The organism is Jannaschia marina (genome assembly GCF_013404595.1).
GTDB lineage: Bacteria > Pseudomonadota > Alphaproteobacteria > Rhodobacterales > Rhodobacteraceae > Jannaschia > Jannaschia marina.
Genome location: NZ_JABVAX010000009.1, coordinates 77,063 through 98,367 on the forward strand (window position 1 = coordinate 77,063; position 21,305 = coordinate 98,367).

19 protein-coding genes are annotated in these 21,305 nt (G+C 69.5%); 6 read left to right on the top strand and 13 right to left on the bottom strand.

Annotated features, from left to right (window positions below; translation table 11 throughout):
* Positions 1-32 precede the first annotated feature (32 nt).
* Entirely contained in the window at positions 33-2,183 is a 2,151-nt protein-coding gene (locus HSX43_RS14585) for a transglycosylase domain-containing protein (RefSeq protein ID WP_179380874.1), read from the bottom strand.
* Between the two features lie 262 nt (positions 2,184-2,445).
* On the opposite strand from HSX43_RS14585, the gene HSX43_RS14590 reads away from it, so the two are divergent.
* Both HSX43_RS14590 and HSX43_RS14595 read left to right on the top strand, forming a co-directional pair.
* Positions 2,446-2,784 (top strand): P-II family nitrogen regulator, encoded by a 339-nt coding sequence (locus tag HSX43_RS14590; RefSeq protein ID WP_179380875.1) that lies wholly within the window; start codon positions 2,446-2,448, stop codon positions 2,782-2,784.
* Positions 2,785-2,808: 24 nt separating this feature from the next.
* Entirely contained in the window at positions 2,809-4,134 is a 1,326-nt protein-coding gene (locus HSX43_RS14595) for an ammonium transporter (RefSeq protein ID WP_179380876.1), read from the top strand.
* 166 nt (positions 4,135-4,300) lie between these two features.
* Here HSX43_RS14595 and trxA read toward each other — a convergent pair whose 3' ends face one another.
* The 8 genes from trxA to regB all read right to left on the bottom strand — a co-directional run bounded on the left by trxA (position 4,301) and on the right by regB (position 16,221).
* A complete protein-coding gene (gene trxA / locus HSX43_RS14600) occupies positions 4,301-4,621 on the bottom strand; it encodes a thioredoxin (protein WP_179380877.1) in 321 nt (106 codons plus the stop codon).
* A 45-nt stretch (positions 4,622-4,666) separates the two neighbouring features.
* Positions 4,667-8,029, bottom strand: a complete 3,363-nt coding sequence (addA, locus tag HSX43_RS14605; protein WP_179380878.1) for a double-strand break repair helicase AddA — start codon at positions 8,027-8,029, stop codon at positions 4,667-4,669.
* Entirely contained in the window at positions 8,026-10,956 is a 2,931-nt protein-coding gene (gene addB, locus HSX43_RS14610; protein WP_179380879.1) for a double-strand break repair protein AddB, read from the bottom strand. Before addB ends, addA begins: the two co-directional genes overlap by 4 nt.
* On the bottom strand, positions 10,953-11,624 hold the full coding sequence (locus HSX43_RS14615; RefSeq protein WP_235962670.1) for a nucleotidyltransferase family protein: 672 nt from the start codon (positions 11,622-11,624) through the stop codon (positions 10,953-10,955). The genes addB and HSX43_RS14615 overlap by 4 nt, the downstream gene beginning before the upstream one ends.
* Positions 11,621-12,646, bottom strand: coding sequence for an aminoglycoside phosphotransferase family protein (locus HSX43_RS14620; RefSeq protein WP_179380880.1), 1,026 nt, complete (start codon positions 12,644-12,646; stop codon positions 11,621-11,623). The genes HSX43_RS14615 and HSX43_RS14620 overlap by 4 nt, the downstream gene beginning before the upstream one ends.
* Positions 12,643-13,140 (bottom strand): tRNA (adenosine(37)-N6)-threonylcarbamoyltransferase complex ATPase subunit type 1 TsaE, encoded by a 498-nt coding sequence (gene tsaE / locus HSX43_RS14625; protein WP_179380881.1) that lies wholly within the window; start codon positions 13,138-13,140, stop codon positions 12,643-12,645. Before tsaE ends, HSX43_RS14620 begins: the two co-directional genes overlap by 4 nt.
* 47 nt (positions 13,141-13,187) lie before the next feature.
* The gene (locus HSX43_RS14630; protein ID WP_179380882.1) at positions 13,188-14,765 is read right to left on the bottom strand and encodes a PAS domain-containing protein; all 1,578 of its coding nucleotides are present in this window, start codon (positions 14,763-14,765) and stop codon (positions 13,188-13,190) included.
* A gap of 91 nt (positions 14,766-14,856) precedes the next feature.
* Positions 14,857-16,221, bottom strand: coding sequence for a sensor histidine kinase RegB (regB, locus tag HSX43_RS14635; protein ID WP_179380883.1), 1,365 nt, complete (start codon positions 16,219-16,221; stop codon positions 14,857-14,859).
* A gap of 82 nt (positions 16,222-16,303) precedes the next feature.
* On the opposite strand from regB, the gene HSX43_RS14640 reads away from it, so the two are divergent.
* Both HSX43_RS14640 and HSX43_RS14645 read left to right on the top strand, forming a co-directional pair.
* Positions 16,304-16,855, top strand: a complete 552-nt coding sequence (locus HSX43_RS14640) for an ActR/PrrA/RegA family redox response regulator transcription factor (RefSeq protein WP_179380884.1) — start codon at positions 16,304-16,306, stop codon at positions 16,853-16,855.
* Complete coding sequence (locus HSX43_RS14645) at positions 16,852-17,190, top strand: hypothetical protein (RefSeq protein WP_179380885.1); 339 nt, start codon at positions 16,852-16,854, stop codon at positions 17,188-17,190. The genes HSX43_RS14640 and HSX43_RS14645 overlap by 4 nt, the downstream gene beginning before the upstream one ends.
* On the opposite strand, the gene HSX43_RS14650 is transcribed toward HSX43_RS14645, so the two are convergent.
* Genes HSX43_RS14650 through HSX43_RS14660 form a run of 3 tightly spaced genes read right to left on the bottom strand, consistent with a single transcriptional unit; the run spans position 17,187 to position 18,710 of the window.
* On the bottom strand, positions 17,187-17,585 hold the full coding sequence (locus HSX43_RS14650; RefSeq protein ID WP_179380886.1) for a DUF2177 family protein: 399 nt from the start codon (positions 17,583-17,585) through the stop codon (positions 17,187-17,189). The two genes, HSX43_RS14645 and HSX43_RS14650, sit on opposite strands and share 4 nt — an antisense overlap.
* Positions 17,586-17,605: 20 nt before the next feature.
* Positions 17,606-18,076: a GNAT family N-acetyltransferase gene (locus HSX43_RS14655; RefSeq protein WP_179380887.1), complete on the bottom strand. Its 471-nt coding sequence runs from the start codon at positions 18,074-18,076 to the stop codon at positions 17,606-17,608.
* 22 nt (positions 18,077-18,098) lie between these two features.
* Complete coding sequence (locus HSX43_RS14660; protein ID WP_179380888.1) at positions 18,099-18,710, bottom strand: HD domain-containing protein; 612 nt, start codon at positions 18,708-18,710, stop codon at positions 18,099-18,101.
* A 107-nt stretch (positions 18,711-18,817) separates the two neighbouring features.
* On the opposite strand from HSX43_RS14660, the gene HSX43_RS14665 reads away from it, so the two are divergent.
* A complete protein-coding gene (locus HSX43_RS14665) occupies positions 18,818-19,123 on the top strand; it encodes a hypothetical protein (RefSeq protein ID WP_235962671.1) in 306 nt (101 codons plus the stop codon).
* A 30-nt stretch (positions 19,124-19,153) separates the two neighbouring features.
* On the opposite strand, the gene HSX43_RS14670 is transcribed toward HSX43_RS14665, so the two are convergent.
* Positions 19,154-19,726 (bottom strand): YceI family protein, encoded by a 573-nt coding sequence (locus HSX43_RS14670; RefSeq protein WP_179380889.1) that lies wholly within the window; start codon positions 19,724-19,726, stop codon positions 19,154-19,156.
* Positions 19,727-19,909: 183 nt separating this feature from the next.
* Here HSX43_RS14670 and ahcY point away from each other — a divergent pair, with 183 nt between their 5' ends.
* A complete protein-coding gene (ahcY, locus tag HSX43_RS14675; protein WP_179380890.1) occupies positions 19,910-21,292 on the top strand; it encodes an adenosylhomocysteinase in 1,383 nt (460 codons plus the stop codon).
* Positions 21,293-21,305: the final 13 nt, after the last annotated feature.

A 21,305-nucleotide genomic window follows, 5' to 3' on the forward strand; every position in this document is an offset into this window, starting at 1 on the left:
GCGGAGTTTCGCATCGGCCACGAAGTTTCGTCTCAGTTGCGGCGGAAGATTCCGCCCAGCACGTCCATCAGGATCCGCTCCGCGATATCGGGCTCGCGCTGCGGCTGGCGCTGGACGGTCTGCGGCTGGGGCGCGGGCTGCGGAGCCGGTCGGGCTTCGCGCGCGGCGTCGATCATCGGCAGCGCCTTGACCGGCAGCCCGTCATGGACGCGCACCATCGTCTCGCGCCAGATCTCCGCCGGCAATCCGCCGCCGGTGACGCCGGTGAGCGGCGAATTGTCGTCGTAGCCCATCCAGACCCCGGCGACGTAATCTCCGGTGAAGCCGATGAACCAGGCGTCGCGCGCCTCCTGCGTGGTGCCCGTCTTGCCCGCGGCCGGGCGGCCGTCGGGCAGCTTGGCGCGCGTGCCGGTGCCGGCCTCGACTCCGCGGTGCATCATGTAGACGAGTTGCCGCGCGGCCTCGGTCTGGATCACCCGCTCGCCGAGCCCGCTCTCGTGGTCGAGGAGCGGGGCCTCGTCGCCGCGCAGCGACAGCGAGGTCAGGCCGTAGGGCGTGACGCTCGTTCCGCCGTTCAGGATCCCGGCATAGGCACCCGTCATCTCCAGAAGGGTCGATTCGCTGACGCCAAGGGCGAGCGCCGGGCCGTCGGCCAGGTCGCTGTCGATGCCGAATTCGGTCGCCACCTTGCGCACGACGTCGCGACCCACGTGCTCCGAGAGGCGCACCGTCGAGGTGTTGAGCGACCGCGCCAGCGACTCGGTCAGCGTCACCTCGCCATAGTATTGCCGGGTGTAGTTTTCGGGCGACCAGGTGCCGGAGCCGGGGATGTTCATCGTCAGGGGCGCGTCGACCACCCGGTCGTCGAAGCGGATGCCGAGGTCCAGCGCGGCGGCGTAGACGAAGGGCTTGAAGCTCGACCCGGTCTGGCGCACGGCCTGGACCGCGCGGTTGAATTGCCCGCCGCCGCGGGTGTTGCGGCCGCCGACCATGGCGCGCACGGCACCGTCGGCGCTCATCACGACGATGGCCGCCTGTGCTTCCGAGCCCTCGCGCACCTTCGTGTCGAAGACGACCTGGAGGGCTTGTTCGGCGGCTCCCTGGATGCGCTGGTCGAGCGTCGTGCGCGCGATCACGTCCTCGGTCGTCTCTCCGGTCAGGAAGTCGGGGCCGTCCGACATGACCCAGTCGGCGAAGTATCCGCCCGTGTCCTGCCGCGCGGCCGGCGAGAGCGTGGCCGGGTTCTCGACCGCCTGGGTGAATTCCGCGCTGGTCAGGAAGCCCTGGTCGCGCATCAGGCGCAGCACCGTCGCGGCCCGATCCTGCGCGCGCTCCAGATTGTTCGTCGGCGCGTAGTAGCTCGGCGCGGGCAGGAGGCCCGAGAGCATCGCCGCCTCCTGCGCGTTCAGCCGGGCCACCGATTTGCCGAAGTAGCGCTGGCTCGCCGCCGCGAAGCCCCGCGCGCCCGCGCCGAGGTAGGCGCGGTTGAGGTAGATCGCCAGGATCTCTTCCTTCGTGAACTTCGCCTCCAGCGCGAAAGCATAGGGGATCTCCTTGATCTTCCGCCAGACCGAGCCGCGGCGGCAGTCGGCCTCGAACTCGGCCTCGGTCATGCCGAGCGACGGATCCCAGTCCTGTCCGAGGCAAAGCAGCTTCGCGACCTGCTGCGTGATGGTCGAGCCGCCGGAGCCCGAGAAGGGGCCGCGCCCGGCGCGGATGTTGGTGCGCATCGCGCCGACGATGCCGCGCGGGCTGACGCCGAGATGGCGGTAGTAGCGCTTGTCCTCGGAGGCGACGACGGCGTTGGCCAGATGCGGCGAGACCCCTTCGAGCGTGACGAGCCCGCCGAAGTTGTCGCCGCGCCAGGCGAAGGTGCGGCCCTCCCGGTCTTGCAGTGTGACCGAGCCGCGCGCGCGCCCGTCGGCGAGCGACGCCATCTCGGGCAGGTTGACGTAGTTGTAGCCCGTGGCCGCCGCGAGGATGAGCGCGACGACGACCGCCCCGCGCCAGCTGAGCGCCCAGAAGACTCGCAGGAGCACCTTCACGGGCCACAGAAGCCAGCTGAGCGGACCGCGCCTCGCCTTGCGCGTGGGGGTGGCCCGGCGCTTGCGGGGCGCGGGCTTGCGCTTCGGGGGCGTCCGCCGCCTGTCGGCGGTCAAAGGCTTGCGGGGAGACCTTGCCATGTCTGCTCATCCCTTGGTGGGCTTTGAGAGGCAGATATACGGTGCGGCGAGTCGCTTGTGCACCCCGAACCCGGCATTGAGATGCATTTGCAGCATTTCGTGTTTGCTCAAATTATAGGCAGTGCCTCCAAATTAAGCGCAAAAAGGCGCAAAGCGGCGTCACCGGCCGTCCGACGGGCGTGCCGCACGTTGCGCGCGAAGGCACGGCTCCGTGATCTGCCCCTGTCCGGCCATCTCTGGGCCGCTTCGGAAGGGGAATGACGTGAAACTCATCATTGCAGCAATCAAGCCATTCAAGCTCGAGGAGGTGCGCGAGGCGCTGACCACCCTCGGCGTGCGCGGCATGATGGTGACCGAGATCAAGGGCTTCGGCTCCCAGTCGGGCCACACCGAGATCTACCGCGGAGCCGAATACGCGGTGAACTTCGTGCCCAAGGTCAAGCTGGAGATCGTGGTGCCCGCCGCCATGGCCGACCAGGTCGTCGAGACCATCGCCACCACCGCCAAGACCGACAAGATCGGCGACGGCAAGATCTTCGTCCTCGACGTCCAGCAGGCCGTGCGCGTCCGCACCGGCGAGCTGAACGACGACGCGATCTGAACGAATCACAGGGGATAGAAACACATGAAACTCCGCACTTCTCTTGCCGCGACCGGCGCGATGACGGCCCTTGCCGTCGCGTTGCCGAGCCTGGGTTTCGCCCAGGACGCCGAGGCCCCGGCCGCGGTCGACAACGCCTTTATCTTCAACACGCTTCTCTTCCTGATCGGCGGCTTCCTCGTCTTCTGGATGGCCGCGGGTTTCGCCATGCTCGAAGCCGGCCTCGTGCGGTCGAAGAACGTGACTACGCAGCTGACCAAGAACATCGCGCTCTTCTCGCTCGCCTCGATCATGTTCTGGCTGATCGGCTATAAGCTGATGTATCCCGGTGACGGTGGCTGGCTCATCGAGGGCTATCTCGGGCCGCTCTTCTCGCCCTACCCGGTGAACGTCGAGCCCGATCTCGCCACCGGCTATTCGGTCGCCTCGGACTTCTTCTTCCAGCTGATGTTCTGCGCCACCACCGCGTCGATCGTTTCGGGCACGCTGGCCGAGCGCATCAAGCTCTGGCCCTTCCTGATCTTCGTCATCGTGCTCACCGGCATCATCTACCCGATCGAAGCCTCGTGGCAGTGGGGTGGCGGTTGGCTCTCGGAAGCGGGCTTCTCCGACTTCGCGGGTTCGACCCTCGTGCACGCCGCCGGTGGCTTCGCCGCCCTGGCCGGTGCCATCATCCTCGGGCCGCGGATCGGCAAATACGCCAAGGACGGGCGCGTTGTCCCGATGCCCGGCTCCAACCTGGCGCTGGCCACGCTCGGCACGTTCATCCTCTGGATGGGCTGGTTCGGCTTCAACGGCGGCTCAGAGCTTGCTCTCGGTGCCGAGGCGAGCGCGAACAACGTCTCGATCATCTTCGCCAACACCAATATGGCCGCCGCGGCCGGTGCGGTCGCCGCGCTGATCCTGACGCAGATCCTCTACAAGAAGGTCGACCTCACCATGGTCCTCAACGGTGCGCTGGCCGGTCTCGTGTCGATCACTGCTGGCCCGCTCGACCCGAGCCTCTTCGGCTCGCTCTGGATCGGGGCCATCGGCGGCGTCATCGTGGTCTTCGCCGTCCCGGCGCTCGACCGCATGAAGATCGACGACGTGGTCGGCGCGATCCCGGTCCACCTGATCGCGGGCTTCTGGGGGACGATGGTGGTGCCGGTCTATACCGACGGTGCTTCCTTCGGGAGGCAGCTCCTCGGCTTCATCGCCATCGGTGCCTTCGTCTTCATCGCCTCGCTCGTGCTCTGGCTGATCCTGAAGATGCTGGGTGGCATCCGGGTCTCCGAAGAGGCCGAGATCAACGGCCTCGACACATCGGAGCTCGGCATGGAGGCCTATCCCGAGTTCTCGCGCGGCTGATCTCCCTCGAGGTCGCGCAAAGCAGACCCCCGGGCCACGCGCCCGGGGGTTTTTTCGTGCACCATAGCCGTCGACACGCACGAAAAGACCCGGCCGTGGACGGCCGGGTCTTTCGTACAAAACGTTCAAACGGGGTCGGGAGTTTCGTACAAAACGCCCAATTCGATCAGACGGCGCCTTCGATCCAGTCCTTCAGCGCGGCCTTCGGTGCCGCCCCGATCTTCTGGTCCACAGCCTCGCCGCCCTTGAACATGAAGAGCGCCGGAATGCCCCGCACACCCATCGCGGCCGGGCTCGCCGGGTTTTCGTCGACATTGACCTTCACGATCTTCACCTTGCCCTCGTACTCGGCCGAAAGCTCTTCGAGCGCGGGTCCGATCTGCTTGCAGGGGCCGCACCATTCGGCCCAGAAATCGACGACGACGGGCACGTCGGACTGCTTGACGACTTCGTCGAAGGTGGCGTCGGTTGCGGCGATGGTGGCCATGGGTGTCTCCCGGATTTCGGATGCGCGCTGCGCGGTCGCCCGAAGCTATGCAGGCAACCCCACCGGGTCAATGGCCGGCCCGAGGTCCGTCACGAAATCGTGCGGAAGCTCCATGAGAAGCGGGCCTTTCGTCCAGATAATCCTCATCTTTACAGTGTGTTCCGGCCAGATTGCCTGCGCGGCCAGTCGATATGCCGCCATCTGCCGCAAAAGGCCGTCGGGCACCTCCGCCGGCGTCGCGGGCAACACCGTGTTCGTCTTGAAGTCGATCACCGTCACCGTGTCACCCATCACGATCACCCGGTCCATCGTCCCGAAGATCGCGGGCCGCTCGGTCGTGCCGGGCAGGGCGAAGGGTACCTCCGCAAGCGTGCCCTCGGCGAAGACCGTCGCGAGGTCGGGCGCATCGAGGACGCGCATCGCCTCGGCCAGGCACGCGGCCGTATCGACCGCCCCCGGATCGGTCTCAGCCGCGACGATCGCCTCCGCGCGCGCCGCCCAATCCGCGCGTGGTAGCAGGGGCAGATATTCGAGCAACGCATGCACCGCGGTCCCCCACGCCAGTGCCGCCCCGGTCTCGCCCCCGACCTCGCCTGCCAGCGCCTTCGCTCCCGGCAGCGCCGACGGCGCGATCCGGTTCGCGACTTTTGCGGGCGCGGAAACGGGTCGGGTGACCCATTCGGGACGGGCGCGCGTCTCAGTGGTGCTGTCGTCCGCCTTACCTGCGACGGGTGTCCAGTCACCGGCCTCCAGCCGCAGGCCCTCGCCCGCTTCGAACGTTTGTGGAAGGGCTCCACGCGCCTCCATCGCGGCCCTGATCCGCGTGTACCAGCTGTCTTCCGGAGCCTCGCCCACGTCGCCGGCTGCCCCCACGATCAGGAGCGACTCGGCCCGCGTCATCGCCACGTAGAGCAACCGGTCGCGCTCCGCCGTTTCCGCCGCCTGCGCGGCTTCGATATGTGCCGCGATCGCCGGCGGTCGGGCAGCGGCCCTCGGCATCCAGACCGCGGTTCCGTCGTCCAGGCGTTCGACGCCGGTGATGGCCCGCGGGCGGCGTTTCATCGTCTCGGGCAGGATGACGACCGGGGCCTCGAGCCCCTTCGAGCCATGCACCGACATCACCCGTATCGTGCCCGTCCCGGCCTGCCGCTTCACGTCGACGTCCGCCGAGGCGAGCCAGCCGAGGAAGCCGGTGAGGCTCGGCGTCTCCAGCTGCTCGTAGGTCAGGGCCTGTGCCAGTAGCGCGTCGATCGCCTCCTCGACCTCGTCCCCGAGCCGCGCGCGGAGCCGCCGCCGCCCGCCGTGGCGCACGAGGATCCGTTGCAGCACTTCGTAGGGCCGCAGGATGTCGGCGATGCGCAGCACGTCGGCGAGAATCGCGGTCGCTTCCGGGTCGCGCCCGTCGTCGCGCAGCACGTCCCAGAGCGGCCGCTTGCCCCGCCCGTGCGCCAAGGCGAAGAGGTCGTCCTCGCTCACCGACGCGAGCGGGGAACGCAGTACGGTGGCGAGCGAAAGATCGTCGCCCGGCGTCGCGGCCCAGGTCAGCAAGGCGATCAGGTCGCGCACCGCCATGTCGTCGAGGAGCGCAAGACGGTCGGCGCCGGCAAGGTCGAGGTCGAGCGCCTTGCACTCGCGGACGATGTGGTGAAACAGCGCCTTGCGCCGCTGTAACAGGATCAGGATGTCGCCCGCCCGCACCGGCCGCCGCGCGCCGCCCCGCCCGATGGGCGTGCCGCTGTCGATCAGTTCGCGGATCTGCCGCGCGACGTGGCGGGCGAGTTCGACATTGGCGTCGTTCGCCGCCGGTCGGTCGATCGGGTCGTACCACTGCCGGTCCGACAGGTCGGCCGTCTCCTGCACGATCGGCGGCCAGAGGTCGACGCGGCCGGGCATGTCGGCGTGGAAGGCGATGTGCTCTGGAGCCTCGCCCACGCCGCCGCCCGCCTCGAAAACCGCGTCCACGAGGTCGAGGATGACCGGGGAGGACCGGAAGGAGTGGCGCAGGGCGTGGTCGCGCAGCTCCGGCCCGCCCGCGCCCAGCATCTCGGCGAAGGTCGTGCGCATCCGCTCGAAGGCATCGAGGTCCGCGCCCTGGAACGCGTAGATCGACTGCTTGCGGTCGCCGACCACGAAGAGCGTGCGCCGCACGTCGAGTCGCGCGCCGGCACCGGCACCGAACTCGGCGGCGAGGCGGGTGATGACGGCCCATTGCGCGGGCGACGTGTCCTGCGCCTCGTCGACGAGGATGTGGTCGATGCCGCCGTCGAGCTTGAAAAGCACCCATTGCGCCATCGGCGACGTCGAGAGGAGCCGGCGCGCGCCGTCGATCTGATCGTCGAAGGTGAGCCAGCCGCGCGCCCGTTTGCGGGCCTCGACCTCGGCGACGAAAGCCGGCGCGAAGGCATGGAGCGCGGCGGTCTGATCGAGCGCGTCGAAGGCGTTGATCCGGGCATGGGCGTCCGAGAGACGGGCGGCGAGCGCGGCCCAGTCCTCGAAGACATCCTCGGGGAAGGTCTCCTTCGCGTCCTTCGTCCAGCGGATCGAACGCGGAGCCATCGCCTGCGTCAGCATCACCGGCGTCAGCAGGTCGAAGCGATCCTCCTGCGCGGCGAGGATCACCTGTGACAGATCGGCGTGGAGCTTGGTCATCGTCGTGCCGCCGAGGCCCTTCGTCCCGTCGCGCACCGCTTCGAGCAGGTCGATGTCCGCCGGCCCCGGGATCTCGGCGCGCACCGCTTCGGGCGTCTGGTCTGCGATCCCGAGTGCGGCGCGCAGGTCATCGCGCGTGCGTGCGGCGGCGAAGGCGTCCGAATGGCTCGCGACCGCGGCGAGGAAGCCCGACGGTTCCCCGTCGCTCATGTAACGGGCGATGCCATCCACGGCCGCGCGATGCATCGGGTCGGCCGCCATCTCGTCGAAGACCTCGGCGTGGAGACGGGCGGCGGCGGTCTCGTCCATCTCGGAGAAGTTGGGCGACACGCCCGCTTCGAGCGGGAAGCGCCGCAGGAGCGCCGCACAGAAGGCGTGGATCGTCTGGATCTTGAGGCCGCCGGGCGTCTCGATCGCGCGGGCGAAGAGCGTGCGTGCGCGGCGCAGCTTATCGGGGTCGATCGTGCCGCGCGCGGCCCCGAGGCGGGTGATCTGATCCCGCAGGTCCGCATCCGGGAGCATCGACCATTCGCCCAGACGGCGGAACAGCCGGTTCTGCATCTCGCCCGCCGCGGCCTTGGTGTAGGTGAGGCAGAGGATACGCTCCGGCTCCGTCCCTTCGAGGAGGAGCCAGGCGACACGGTCGGTGAGCACCCGCGTCTTGCCCGACCCGGCGTTCGCAGCGAGCCAGACCGAGCCGCGGGGGTCGGCCGCGTCGATCTGTGCGCGGGTGGCGGCGTCGGGTCGGAACTCGCTCATGCGTCCCCCAGGCGGATCGGGGTCGCGGGGGTCGTGTCGTCCCATTCTCCGAAGCGCGAGAGCTGATCGTAGGGGCTGGCGAAGGTCAGGAAATCGGGTGCGAGGCGGGCGATGAAGGGCGCGCCGGCCTGATAGCGTTCGATCAGGGCGAGCAGGTCCGACCGCGTCCGCGCGACGAGGTCGAGACCGAAGCCCTTGGGCGCGACCTCCTTCGTCTGCGCGCCGACCTGGATGTAGGCGACGTGGTCGACCTGTCGCTGGGCCACATCCGGGAAGGCCCCGGCCTCGACCATGACCGCCGTCAGCAGCAGTTGCTTGGCGAAGTAGAGCTGGGCCTTCTCGGTGGGCGGCGTGCCGGTCTTGTAATCGAAGATCGCGACGCCTGTGCCCCGGTCGTCGATCCGGTCGGCGCGGGCGGTCAGGGTGAAGGGCGGCTGTTCGAAATCGAGGCGGCCTTTCGTCTCCACGGTACCCGGCCGGCCGGCGTCGCGGCGCGCCGCCTCGGCCTCGAGGAACGCGGGCAGGACGCGCTCGAACTTGCCGAGCCAGAGCCGCCGCGCCCCGGGCCAGGGGGCCTCGGCCGCCAGCGTCTCCTCGAGAGCGGCGCGCAGGCGGGCGTCGGCATCCTCGGGCAGGTCGCCGGGTATGGCGCGCGCGAACTGCTCCATCGCGTCGTGGAGAGCGGAGCCGCGCACCCGCGCATCCGGGCCCTGCCGCAGCGGGTTCAGGGGCTCCAGCCCCAGGATCTGGCGGGCGTAGACGGCATAGGGGTCACGGATCAGCATCTCGACGCCGGTGACCGACAGCCGGTCGAGGCGCACGGTCGGCGGAAGGCGCGGCGCGGGACGCGGGGCGCGCTCGATGGCTGCGGGGGGCGCATCGAGCGTCTTGGCGAGGTCGAGCCAGTGCTGGCCCCGCGCCTTCATATCGTGAAGGGCCCTCTCGCCCGCCGGACCGATCCCGCCGAGAAGGTTCGTCAGCCGGTTGAGCCAGCGAGAGGGCACCGTCTCGGCCTCCGCGGTACGCGTCGCGTGCGACAGCCAGATCTCGCGTCCGGCGGCGGCCTGCTGGAAATCGTGCGCCGAGAGCCCGATCGAGCGGTCGGGCAGCCGCAGCCCGAGCGCGCGGCGCATCTGACGGTTGAGCCAGGGGTCGGGGGTGGGCTGGCCCGGCCAGACGTCATCGGTCAGCCCCCCGAGGATCACGAGGTCGGCGGTGCGCACCCGCGCCTCCAACGCACCCCAGATCATCACGCTGGGATGCGGCGAGTAGGGGTCGCGCACTTCCTCTCCCTGCAGGAGCGTGCCGAGCATCCGGGCGTAGTCGCCCGCGCCGATCGTCGTCTCGCCGCGCTCCTCCGCGGCCGCCGCCAGCCCGTCGAGGACCGCGCGCGCCCGGCGTCCGGCCTCGTCCGACCAGAGCTTGCCGGTATCGGTGCCGCCGCCCCTTGCGACCTGCTCGACCAGGGCAATGTGGTCGTCGAGATGCGCGGCAAGCGGCGCGTCCGCGGGGGCCGTGGGCAGCGCGTCGAGAAGATCGGAGAGCCAGCCGGTCCAGGCATCGGGCGGCGCATCGCCGTCGGCGTGCCACCGGGCGACGGCGGCGCGGTCGGGGAAGGGGCAGGGCCCGTCGCGCAAGAGCCCGGTCTCGAGGGCGCGGGCGCGCTTCAGGTGCTCCATCCGCGCGTCGCCGGAATGGGTGAGCGGGTGCTTGAGCAGGATCGCCAGGGCCTCCGCTTCGACCGGCCGGCCCCGCATCTCGGCTGTCAGCAGCAGAAGGCGACCGACCGCACTCTGGTTGAGGGGTTTGCCCGCGGAATCGTCAGGGATGACGGCCCAGCGATCGAGCTGCGCGGCGACCTGACGGGAGAGCGTTCGGTCGGGCGTGATGAGCGCGGCGGTCCGGCCCTCGGACAGGGCGGCACGGAGGCCGGTGGCGATGGCGGCGGCCTCGGCCCCCGGGGACGGCGCGGCGAGGAGCGTGACGCCGGAGCAGGCCGTGTCGACGTCGGTGAGCGTCGGCCCTTCGGTTCGCCAGGCATCGGTCACCGGAGCGGGGCGCAGCGCGAGCGACAGAAGCGCGTTGCGGGCGGGCACGGCGGGCGCGTGATCGCCCCAGCGGGGCACGTTGGGCCGCGATTGCCCCAGGTCCCGCATCAGGGCGGCGTGGCGGTACTGCGGATGATCCTGATGGCCGTCACCCTCGGTCAGCGCGTCCCAGGCCGCATCCGGCATATCGCGGTCGACGCCCGGCAGGACGACGGCCCCCTGCGGCAGGGCGAGCGTCGCGGCGATCAGGGCGCGCGTCGGCGCGCGGGACGCGGTGGAGCCCGCGATGATGACCGGGTCTTGCGGGGGGCTCGCCTGCCAGTGCGCGATGAGCCGGGCGAGACCGAGCGCCTGCGCGCCGGCGGGTGTCATCCGCCCATCGGCCGCGGCCCAGCCGGTGGCGATGCGCAGGAAGGTCAGCGTGCGCTGCCAGTGCTCCGACAGGTGCCCGGTGTCGATGGTTTCCAATCGCTCCGGGTCCATCGCCTCCTCTTCGATCTCGGCGAGGAGCGTTGCGAGGCTCGAGGCGAGGTCGAAGGCGGCGCTTGCCGGGGCGAGGTCGGGGCTGTGGGTCAGGAGCTCCGCCACGAGGCGCGTCAGCTTCAGGCGCAGGGCGAGGGGCGAGACCTCGGCCGTGGGCATGTCACCGGGCGGCAGGAGCGGCGCGATGTCGGTGACGAGGCCGATGCGCGGCAGGAGCGTCGCGCCGTCGGCGGCGAGCGCGGCCTCGATCCGCCGGGCCATGCGCGTGGTGTTGACGAGGAGCGTCACGCGCGCCATGGATTCGGGCGGCATACCGGCGAGACGCGCGCGCAGCCCGGCGGCGAAGCTCGACGAGAAGTCGACGCCCAGCGGCTCGGCGTGAAGACCCCGGATCACCCCTCGGCCTGCAGCATGGCTTCGGCCTCTGCGATCCCTCCCGGCGTGCCGACATCGGCCCAGCCGCCCGTGTGGACGACGCCGAAGAGACGGCCACGGTCCATCATGTCGAACCAGAGGTCGCGGAGGGAGAAGACCTCACGCGGATCGTCGCGCAGGCCGTCGGGTTTCACGATGCCCGCGCCGGTGTTCACATAGCCGTCCGGTGCCACCCGCAGCCGCCCTTCGGCATCGAGCGCGAAGCGCACGCCGGCCTGGATCGCCCCCTGCGGTTGCGGCACCAGAAGGAGGAGACCGTCCATGCGCTCCGGCTGCCACGCCGCTTCGAGCGTGTCGCGCGCGCGAGGCCCCGTCCAGCAGGCATCGCCGTTCATCGTCAGGACCGGCCCGTCGCCCAGATGCGGTAGCGCGTTGCGCAGGCCACCGCCGGTTTCGAGAAGCGTCGGCGTCTCGCGCAGGACCGTCACATCGGTTCCCGCGAGGTGGCGTTCGAGCTGCTCGGCGAAATGATGCGTGTTGACGACCGTCGGGCCGGGCCCGGCCACTTGTTCGAGCGCGTGGTCGATGAGCGGGCGACCCGCGACCTCCACCATCGCCTTCGGCCGGTCATCGGTGAGAGGGCGCATCCGGGTGCCGCGACCCGCGGCGAAGACCATGCAGGCGATCATTCCCGCCCCGCGTGCTCGCGCCCGGCGAAGCGTCCGGCCCGCGCCTCGGTCGCGGCGAGCCAGCCCGCGTCGGGCACCGGCAACAGGCCGTTGAGGACGGCGCGGACGTCGGCCAGGGCGGGATGTTGCAGCTCCCGTTCGAGGGCCACCCACGTGGGCGGGATGAATCGCAGGTAGGAGGTCCGCCCCGAATGCAGACAGAGCCGCGTGAAGACGCGCCCGATGATGCGCAGGCTGCGTTGCACGGAACAGACGGCGAGCCGTGCGTGCAGCGTCTCCGGGTCTGTGGCCGTGGCGGCGAGATAGGCCTCGGTCGCTGCGGTGACGGCAGCGGGCGTGACCGGGCGGCGCGGATCGTGGATCAGCGAGGCGAGATCGTACTCCGCCGGCCCTGTCATCGCATCCTGGAAGTCGAGCAGACCGATCCGTGCGACGCCGGCGCGCTCGGGCAGCCAGAGCAGGTTCTCCGCGTGGTAGTCCCGATGCACGATCACGGGCGGCCCGGTGAGCGTGGCGTCGATCGCGGCCTGCATCGCGGCCTGCAGGTCGGGCTTCCGGTCGCGGTGCGCGGGCGCGTACCAGTCGAAGACCGTCGTGGTCAGCGCGGCCATCTGCGCCGGATAGCTCGGCACGTCGGGCGGGGCCTCGCGGTGCAGCGCCGCGAGAAGTTCGGCGGAAGCGGCATAGAGCGCCGGCTCGTCCGCCGGGATCGCCGTGGCATGGGTGGCGAGGAGGTCGTCGCCGAGATCTTCCAGAAGCAGAAAGCCGGCCTCGGGGTCGCGGGCGAGGATGCGGGGCGCGGAGAAGCCCCGGGCGGTGAGCCAGTCGGCGATGGCGATGAAGGGGCGCGTGTCCTCGCCCATCTCGGGGGGTGCGTCCATGACGATGGCGGTCTCGGTACCGCGCGTCAGGCGCTCGTAGCGGCGGAGCGAGGCGTCCTGCTTGAGCGGCAGTCGCATCGCATCGCCCCAGCCCGCTGTTGCCAGGAAGGCGTCGAGCGCCGTTGCCCGTGCCCCGTTCATGTCGCGATTTCCATGAACGCCGGGCGCAGTCGGTCGAGTGCGGCCGCGGGGCCGGCGAGCGTCAGGATGCGGCCATCGGCTCCGTCGGGCGGATAGGCGAAGGTCAGGTCGATCGCGCTCGCAGGCCGGTCGGCACCGAGACGGTCGGGCCATTCGATCAGGCAGAGCGCGTCGCCCATGGCCGCGTCGAGGCCGAGTTCGAGCACGCCGTCGGGACCGGAGAGCCGGTAGAGGTCCGCGTGCCAGACCTCGAAGGCCCCGGCGTCGTAGGTCTGCACCAGCGTGAAGGTGGGCGAGGGCACGTCCTCGGGCGGCAGGCCGGCGCGCGTGCGCAGCGCCGTGACGAGCGCGCGAGCGAAGGCCGTCTTGCCGGCCCCGACCGGGCCGTGCAGCAGGAGCGTGTCGCCCGCGCCGAGTGCGGGGGCCAGGGCCCGGGCGAAGGCATCCGTCGCAGCGGGATCGGGCAGGACGAGGGTCAGGGTATCGGCGGCCATGGGCCGTCAGTTAGACCGGGCCGCCCGAGGCGGGCAAGGGCCTTCGCTCAGGCCGAGAGCACCGTCGCGGGCGCGTCCTCGGTGGCGGCCTCCCCGCTCGCGACGCGGAAGGTGAGCGCGATGCGCCCGTCGGGCTGCGGCAGGACGCGGACGTGGGTGCGCCGCCCGTCGAGCAGGCGCAGCTCTTCCGCCCAGGCGGTGCGCCCGTCGAGCGGGCCGTGTCGCAGATCGCGTATTTCCCCCCAGAGCGGCGAGGGGCGGCAGAGCGTCCGCCAGAAGGCGAGGCACCCGTCGAGCGTATCGGGTAAAGCCACCGGCGCTCCGGCATCGGACCAGGCCTGACGTCCGGCAAGGTTGTCGACGACCCTGGTGCCCGCCGCGTCGAAGGCGACCACGCCCTCCCCGGCCTCGTCGAGGAGCGACAGGAAGAGGTCGCGGTCCTGTCTTTGTTGGCGGCTGGCGAGGATGCCCGCGCTGATGTCCTCCAGCAGAAGCGTCGTGGCCCCGTTGTCCTGCGGTCGGGCGGTCATGCGGTAGCTTGCGCCGCTCGCCAGTGTCCACGTTTCCACGTGCGGTCCGACGGCGGTGCTGTCCGGACCGGCCGACAGGCTGTCGCGCCAGGTCTTGTAGTCGCGCGGTTCGGGGATCTTCTGCCGGTCGCGGAGCGCGTCGAGCACGTCCGGCAGCCGGGGCTTGCGCGAGAGCCATGCGCCATCGAGGCCCGTCATGTCCATGAGCGCGGGGTTGAAGAGGACGAGTTGGCCGTCCCGGTCGAAAACGGCGAGGCCGACCGGCACATAGGCGAAGCTGCGCGTCAGCGTCTGGATGAAGCTGCGCAGGGACTCCTCGGCCTCGATCACCCCGTCGAGCGCAAGCGCGTGGCGGCGGCCGAGGCCGTCGTCGTCGCGGGGGGCCAGTGTCACGTCGAACCACAGCTCCGTGCCCGCCAGATCCCGGCACTTGCGACGATGCCGGCCCACGCGCGCGCCCTCGCCGTCGGGAAAGAGCGACGGTTGGGGCCAGCCCTGAGCCGCATCCTCGCCGCGGCATCGGGCCACGAGCGCGCGATAGGCGGCATTGGCCCAGACCACGCGGCCGAGGTCGTCGACCGCCCAGCTGAGCGCGGGACTGGTGTCGGTCGCGTGGGTGAGCGCGGCCTGCTCTGCCTTGATCGCGTCGAGGCTGACGCGGTCGATACGCAGCACATCCTGTGCCCGGCGCGAGGTGGCGATGCTGATCTGTACGTCGCGGCCGTCGCGGTGTCCGATCACGTGAAGGGTGTCGTCGGCGAAGGTGCCGTCGATCTGGAACGGCTGACCCGTCTCGTCGAGGGCGCGCATCGCGTTGGCGGCCACGGGAATGATGTCGGTCAGCGCCTCGAGCAGTTCGTCCCAGGCCGAGAGGCGGTCGACCGGTTCGGGGACGAAGAAACCCACGTTGTCCGAATGGTCGATGAGATACCCGTTGCGGAACCGGAAGCGGCGCGGGACGCCGAGGATGTCCGCGTCGGCCACGGGCCGTAGCCGGCCCGTGCGCTGGTTGAACCACAGAAGGCCAAGGAGGGCGGACAGCGCGATGAAGAACCCCGCGAGCACGGGAACGACAATCTCTGCGATGTCGAGCATCGGGCGACCTCTCCTTCGGAAGCCCTGACCATGCGTCGCCTAATGTTAACGGCGGGTTAACGGAAAACGGTGGTTCCCGGGCGATCCCGTGTCAGCTCAGGATCTGCGTGTTCTCGCCGAGCCCGCCTTTCGGATCGCTCTCGATCGTGTGCCGCGGCCAGGCCGCCTCGGCGATGGCGCCGCTGCGGTGCCGCGGCCGCGTGCGACCCGGCAGGGCTCCGTTGGCGAAGGAGAGGGTCGCCCCCGTCCGCTCCAGGAGCGTCTTCGCGATGAAGAGACCGAGCCCCATGCCCATGTACCCCTTTCGCCGGCGGCTGCGCAGGAAGGGATCGCCCAGACGGTTGAGTACCTCGGGCGGGTAGCCCGGGCCGTCGTCGATGATGCGCAGCACCAGGCTCTCCTGCGACCACCGTCCGTCGATCCAGACCTCGGCCTCTGCGAAGTCCACCGCGTTCTGGATCAGGTTGCGCAGACCGTGGATGGTCTCGGGCCGGCGTTCCATCGCGGGCATCCGCGCCGAGGCCCCGTCGAGCGCGTCCCAGCTGAAGTGGATCTCGATGCCGCGATCGGCGTGGGGGTCCGCCGCCTCGCGCAGAAGCTCCTCCATCGGGGCGCTGTGCGTCTGCCGGTCGGATTTGCCCGCGCGTCCCATGGAGCGCAGGATGTCGCGGCAACGGTCGGCCTGCGAGCGGATCAGCTCCGCGTCGGCGCGCAGGTCCGGACTCCCGGCGAGTTCGTCGGCGAGTTCGCCCGAGACCAGCTTGATCGTCGCCAGCGGCGTGCCGAGCTCGTGGGCGGTCGCGGCGACGACGCCGCCCAGATCGTGCAGCTTCTGCTCCCGCGCGAGCGCCGTCTGGGTGGCCAGGAGCGCGTTCGACATCCGCTCGGTCTCGAGCGTCAGGCGGAAGGCGAAGCCGGCGAGGAAGATCATCCCGATCAGGAGCGCGATCCAGAACCCCACGAGTTGCAACTGCGGCAGCGCCAGGATCTGCCCGTCGGACAGCCGCAGCGGCAGGTGATAGCCGGCGAGCATGGTGATGAGCGCGATGGCGATGGCCCCGAGCGTCATGGTCGCCCGCAGCGACAGCGCCGTCGCCGAGATCGTGACCGGCGCGAGGTAAAGGAGCGCGAAGGGGTTGTTCAGACCCCCCGTCAGAAACAGGAGCGCGGTCAGCTGGACCAGGTCGAAGAGCAGGAAGGTCATCGACGAGCGTTCCGACAGGCGGGCGTTGCCGGGTCGGAACGCCTCGATCATCAGGTTGGCGACCGCGCCGGTGCCGATGACCATTGCGCAGAGGCCCAGCTCGAATTGCAGATCGAGGAAGAGGCTTGCGAAGAGGACGGTCGTGGACTGCCCCAGAATCGCCAGCCAGCGCAGGTTGACGAGTGTGCTGAGACGCACCTGCGGGACACCGCTTTCGGGCGGAAGCAGCGTATCGGTTGTGCCGGTTGTCATGGGCTTGGCGGCTCTCTCGGCGTTTGACCGGTCCGAGAATGCCCCATATCTCCCCTGAGACAAGGGTTCTTGGAGACGCATTATGAGTGACGACGCACCGGATCTCGGCCCCGATCCAACGCTGCTGCTCGTGGATGACGACGAACCGTTCCTGCGCCGGCTGGAACGGGCGATGGCGAAGCGTGGCTTCGAGGTGGAAGCGGCGCAATCCGTCGCCGAGGGGATCGCCAAGGCCACCGCGCGCCCCTCGGCCTATGCGGTGGTGGATCTACGGCTGGAGGACGGCAATGGTCTCGACGTCGTCGAGCGCTTGCGGGAGAAGCGACCGGACGCGCGGATCGTCGTGCTGACCGGCTATGGCGCGATCGCCACGGCGGTGGCAGCGGTGAAGATCGGCGCGACGGACTACCTTTCGAAGCCGGCGGACGCGAACGACATCACCAATGCGCTCCTGACGAAGGGCGACGACCTGCCGCCGCCGCCGGAGAATCCGATGTCCGCCGACCGTGTCCGCTGGGAGCATATCCAGCGCGTCTACGAGCTCTGCGACCGCAACGTCTCGGAGACGGCCCGGCGGCTCAACATGCATCGTCGCACGCTGCAGCGGATCCTCGCGAAACGGTCGCCGCGGTGAGAGCGACGCTCGCCGTCTTCGCGGGGCTCGTTCTTGCGGGCTGCCAGACGGTGTCGGCCTCGGCTCCGTCGGGCCTGTCCGGCCTGTCGCTCGTGCCGGCCCCCGGTGGCCTTCTGGTCGAGGGGTCGGGCGGGCGCGAGATCGGCTTCGGTCGCGATCAGACCGGCGCGCTGGAGAGCGTGGCCCGGGTGGAGGGCACGTCACCGCGCGCCGTCGCCTGCCCGAGCGGGCGTCAGGGGATGGAGACGCGCACGGGGCTTACCCTCGTCTTCGAACGCGGCACCTTCGTCGGCTGGGAAGGGGCACAGGGCCGCGCGGGTCGCGGCTGCACCTAGCCGAAGGTCCGTACCGCCCAGACGCCGGCGGTCGCCGACACGCTGGTCAGGATCGCGCCCCATGTCGTGTCGAGCGCCACCATCTGCCAGCTCCAGCCGCGCATGATCGACATGCTCGTGAACTCGTAGGTGCCGTAGGCGACCGCGCCGAGCACAGCGCCCCCGATGGCCGCCGAGAGCAGGCTGCCGTCGCGGAGCGCGGGGAGCGAGACGAGGTAGAGGATCCCGCCGATGTAGAAGAGATAGAAGACTGCCGCCGGCCCGAAGTTGATCGGGCTGCGCAGGAGGTCTCCGAGATGTTTCTCGAAGAGCGGCTTCATCACGTTCGACAGCATGATCGCGTCGAGTACGGCGAAGACGATCAGCGTCGCGGCATAGAGCAAGAGGATCTGCATGGGCACCCCGTCGATTGTCGTCACAGACGGTAGGTCATTTCCACGTTGCGGACAGGGGGGCGGCCCGAGGCCGGATCGTCACGCGGGGTCAGCCGCTCGAACCCCCGCGACTGGTAGTAGATGAGCGCGCCCGCGTTGGTGGCGCGGATGCGCGTGCGGATGTGGGTGAAGCCCAGTTTGCGCGCCGCCATGCGCGTCGCTTCGAAGAGGCGCGTGCCGATCGCCATGTCGTCCGGAGTTGGTGCGAGGAAAGTCGCGATTTCGCAGACCTGCGGCGGATGCTCGGCGTGCGGCTCCACCCATTGCAGGCCGACGACCTCACCCGCGCGGTCGGCCAGCGTCCAAATCGCCGGCGCGGCCATCCACGCGCGGATCTCGTCGGGCCCGAGCGCGGGGCCGGGGCGGAACTCAGGTTGAGCGAAGCCGTCGAGCAGGCGGGTCAGCGGAGCGGCATCGAGCGGGCCGGCGCGGCGGATATGGACCGGGGTCATCCGGAGGGGCGGCGACGCGCGGTCACCCGCCGTCACAGGCCCGCAGGAGCGCGGCGTGGCGGGCGAGAAAATCGGCGCGCACGTCGGCGGGCGGCCGCAGGGTGACCGTGAAACCATCGAGCAGGCCCGGGCGCGGCTTGCCGAAGAAGCGGTCTGCCTCCGCGGGTGCGAAGCCGGCGATCTGCGTGGCTTCGAGCCAAGCGGAGAGGCGGTCGGCCCGCTTGATCTGCTTCTTGAGCGCGGCGGGTGTCTCGGCGGCGAGGCCAAAGCGCAGATTGATCGCGGCCTGCAGCCTGTCGTCGAGCGCGCCATAGGCCGCGCCGACGGCCGCTTTCACGGGCGAGATCATGTCACCGATCACGTATTCGGGCGCATCGTGCAGGAGCGCGGCCAGAAGAGAGGAGGGCCCGGCCCTCGGGTCGAGCCGGGCGAGAATGTCGACCACGAGAAGCGAGTGCTCCGCCACCGAGTAGGGCCAGTCGCCCCGGGTCTGGCCGTTCCAGCGGGCCACGAAGGCAAGGCCGTGGGCGATGTCCTCGATCTCGATGTCCATCGGCGTCGGATCGAGCAGATCGAGGCGGCGACCGGAGAGCATCCGTTGCCAGGCGCGGGGAGGCGGGGTGGTGCGCGGCATGACTTCCGGTCCTACCGGGTGGGACGGGCAATGCAACCAATTCCTGTGCGGGCGCGTTCAATCCCCATCGGCGGGACCGTCCCGTCGCCGAACGGAGATTGCCCCATATGCGCCCGATGCTCCCTCTCGCCCTCCTGACCACGCTTCTTGCTGCGCCGGCCCTGGCCCAGACCCAGGCCAATTGCGCGCCGCGCGACATGGTGGTCGAACGGTTGAGTGGGCACTACGGCGAGGCCTTCTCGGGCGGTGGACTGCAGAGTGCGGAGACGGTCTTCGAGGTCTGGGTGTCGGAGGCCGACGGGAACTGGACGATCCTGATGACCGACGCGCAGGGCGTGTCCTGCATCATGGCGGCGGGGACGGACTGGACACCCGGAGACCTCCTGCCGCAGATGTCGGGCGTGCGCTCCTGACACGCCCGGTGGGCTTCGTATCCGTGCCGCCTATTTCGTGAAGATCAGATTGAAGGTGACGGGCACCGAGGGCGCAATCGAGTCGAGGCTCGCGAGTTCCCGAAGCTTCGCGACGCCGTCCTCGTAGTCGAAATCCCGCGCATCCGCGATGAAGGGGCGGGTGGTCGCGACCTCGACCATCGTGTCGGAGATCCGGGTGACGGAGATGTCTCCGAAGTAGTCGGCCTCCGTCCCGTTCGTCGCCACGGTGACGTCGATCTCCGTCGTCGTCCGGTCGCCGATTGCCAGATCCTCGTAGGCGGCCATGTCGATCGCCGCGCTCACGGTCGCGGCGGGAAAGTCGGCGACCTTGAAGAGAAATTCGCGCATCCGCTCGTTGCGGATGTCGATGAAGGTCTCGACGGAGGCGAGCGGAATGGAGACCTCCGCGGTGCCGTCGTCGGCCACGCTGCCGGAGAGCCCGGAAAAGCTGTGCGCCTCGCTGGTCTCGCCGTTCTTGATCGTCACGAAACCCATGGTGGATTTGTCGCCGTCGAGCGCCCATCCGGCGAAGGCGGGCGAGGTCATCAGAGCGAGGCTAGTGGTCAGGATAAGGGTGCGCATCATAGTCCTCCCGAAATGCGAAACTGTTCCAGTACGATACCAGTCCGGGTGCGTTGGAGCGGTGATATTTATTTGAGTTTATTTACCGAATAATCTGTCGCGGCTGCGTGTTCTCTCCCGTTGTTGTGCGCGCGGAGTGCGGCTGCTAGGTCCGCTTCACCCCAATTCGCAGGAGCGCGAGAGATGACCGACTACGCCGTCAAGGATATCAGCCTGGCCGCCTATGGCCGCCGCGAGCTCGACATCGCCGAAACCGAGATGCCGGGCCTGATGGCCCTGCGGGAGGAATACGGAGACACGAAACCCCTGAAGGGCGCGCGCATCGTCGGCTCGCTGCACATGACGATCCAGACCGCCGTCCTGATCGAGACGCTGAACGCGCTGGGGGCCGACGTGCGCTGGGCGTCCTGCAACATCTTCTCGACGCAGGATCATGCCGCCGCGGCAATTGCCGAGGGCGGAACGCCGGTCTTTGCGGTCAAGGGTCAGACGCTGGAGGAACATTGGGACTATCTCGACAAGTCCTTCCAGTTCCCGGAGGGCGCGAACATGATCCTCGACGACGGGGGCGATGCGACGCTCTACGTGCTGCTCGGGGCGCGGGCCGAGGCGGGCGACGACCTGGGCGTGCCAACCTCCGAGGAGGAAGAGGTGATCCACGCGCAGATCAAGAAGCGCATGGAGGCCTCGCCCGGTTGGTTCACCAGGACCCGCGACGCGATCAAGGGCGTCTCGGAGGAGACGACGACCGGCGTGCATCGCCTCTATGACCTCTTCCGCAAGGACATGCTGCCGTTCCCGGCGATCAACGTGAACGACTCGGTCACGAAGTCGAAGTTCGACAACAAGTACGGCTGCAAGGAGAGCCTCGTCGACGGCATCCGCCGCGCGACCGATGTGATGATGGCGGGCAAGGTCGCCGTCGTCTGCGGCTACGGCGACGTCGGCAAAGGCTCCGCCGCCTCGCTCGCCGGGGCAGGCGCGCGCGTGAAGGTGACCGAGGTCGATCCGATCTGCGCGCTGCAGGCGGCCATGGACGGCTTCGAGGTGGTCGTACTGGAGGATGTCGTCGACAGCGCCGACATCTTCATCACCACAACCGGCAACAAGGACGTCATCCGCATCGAGCACATGCGCGCGATGAAGGACATGGCGATCGTCGGCAACATCGGCCACTTCGACAACGAGATCCAGGTCGCGAGCCTGAAGAACCACAAGTGGACGAGCGTCAAGGAGCAGGTCGACATGATCGAAATGCCCTCGGGCAACCGGATCATCCTGCTGTCCGAGGGGCGGCTCCTCAACCTTGGCAACGCGACGGGGCATCCCTCTTTCGTAATGTCGGCGAGCTTCACTAATCAGGTGCTGGCGCAGATCGAGCTCTGGACGAAGGGTGAGGAGTACAAGCCCGGTGTCTACATCCTGCCGAAGCACCTCGACGAGAAGGTCGCGCGGCTGCACCTCGGCCGGATCGGCGTCAAGCTGACCGAGCTCAAGAAAGAGCAGGCGGATTACATCGGCGTGACCGTCGAGGGGCCGTTCAAGCCGGAGCACTATCGCTACTGACCGACGGGCGGAC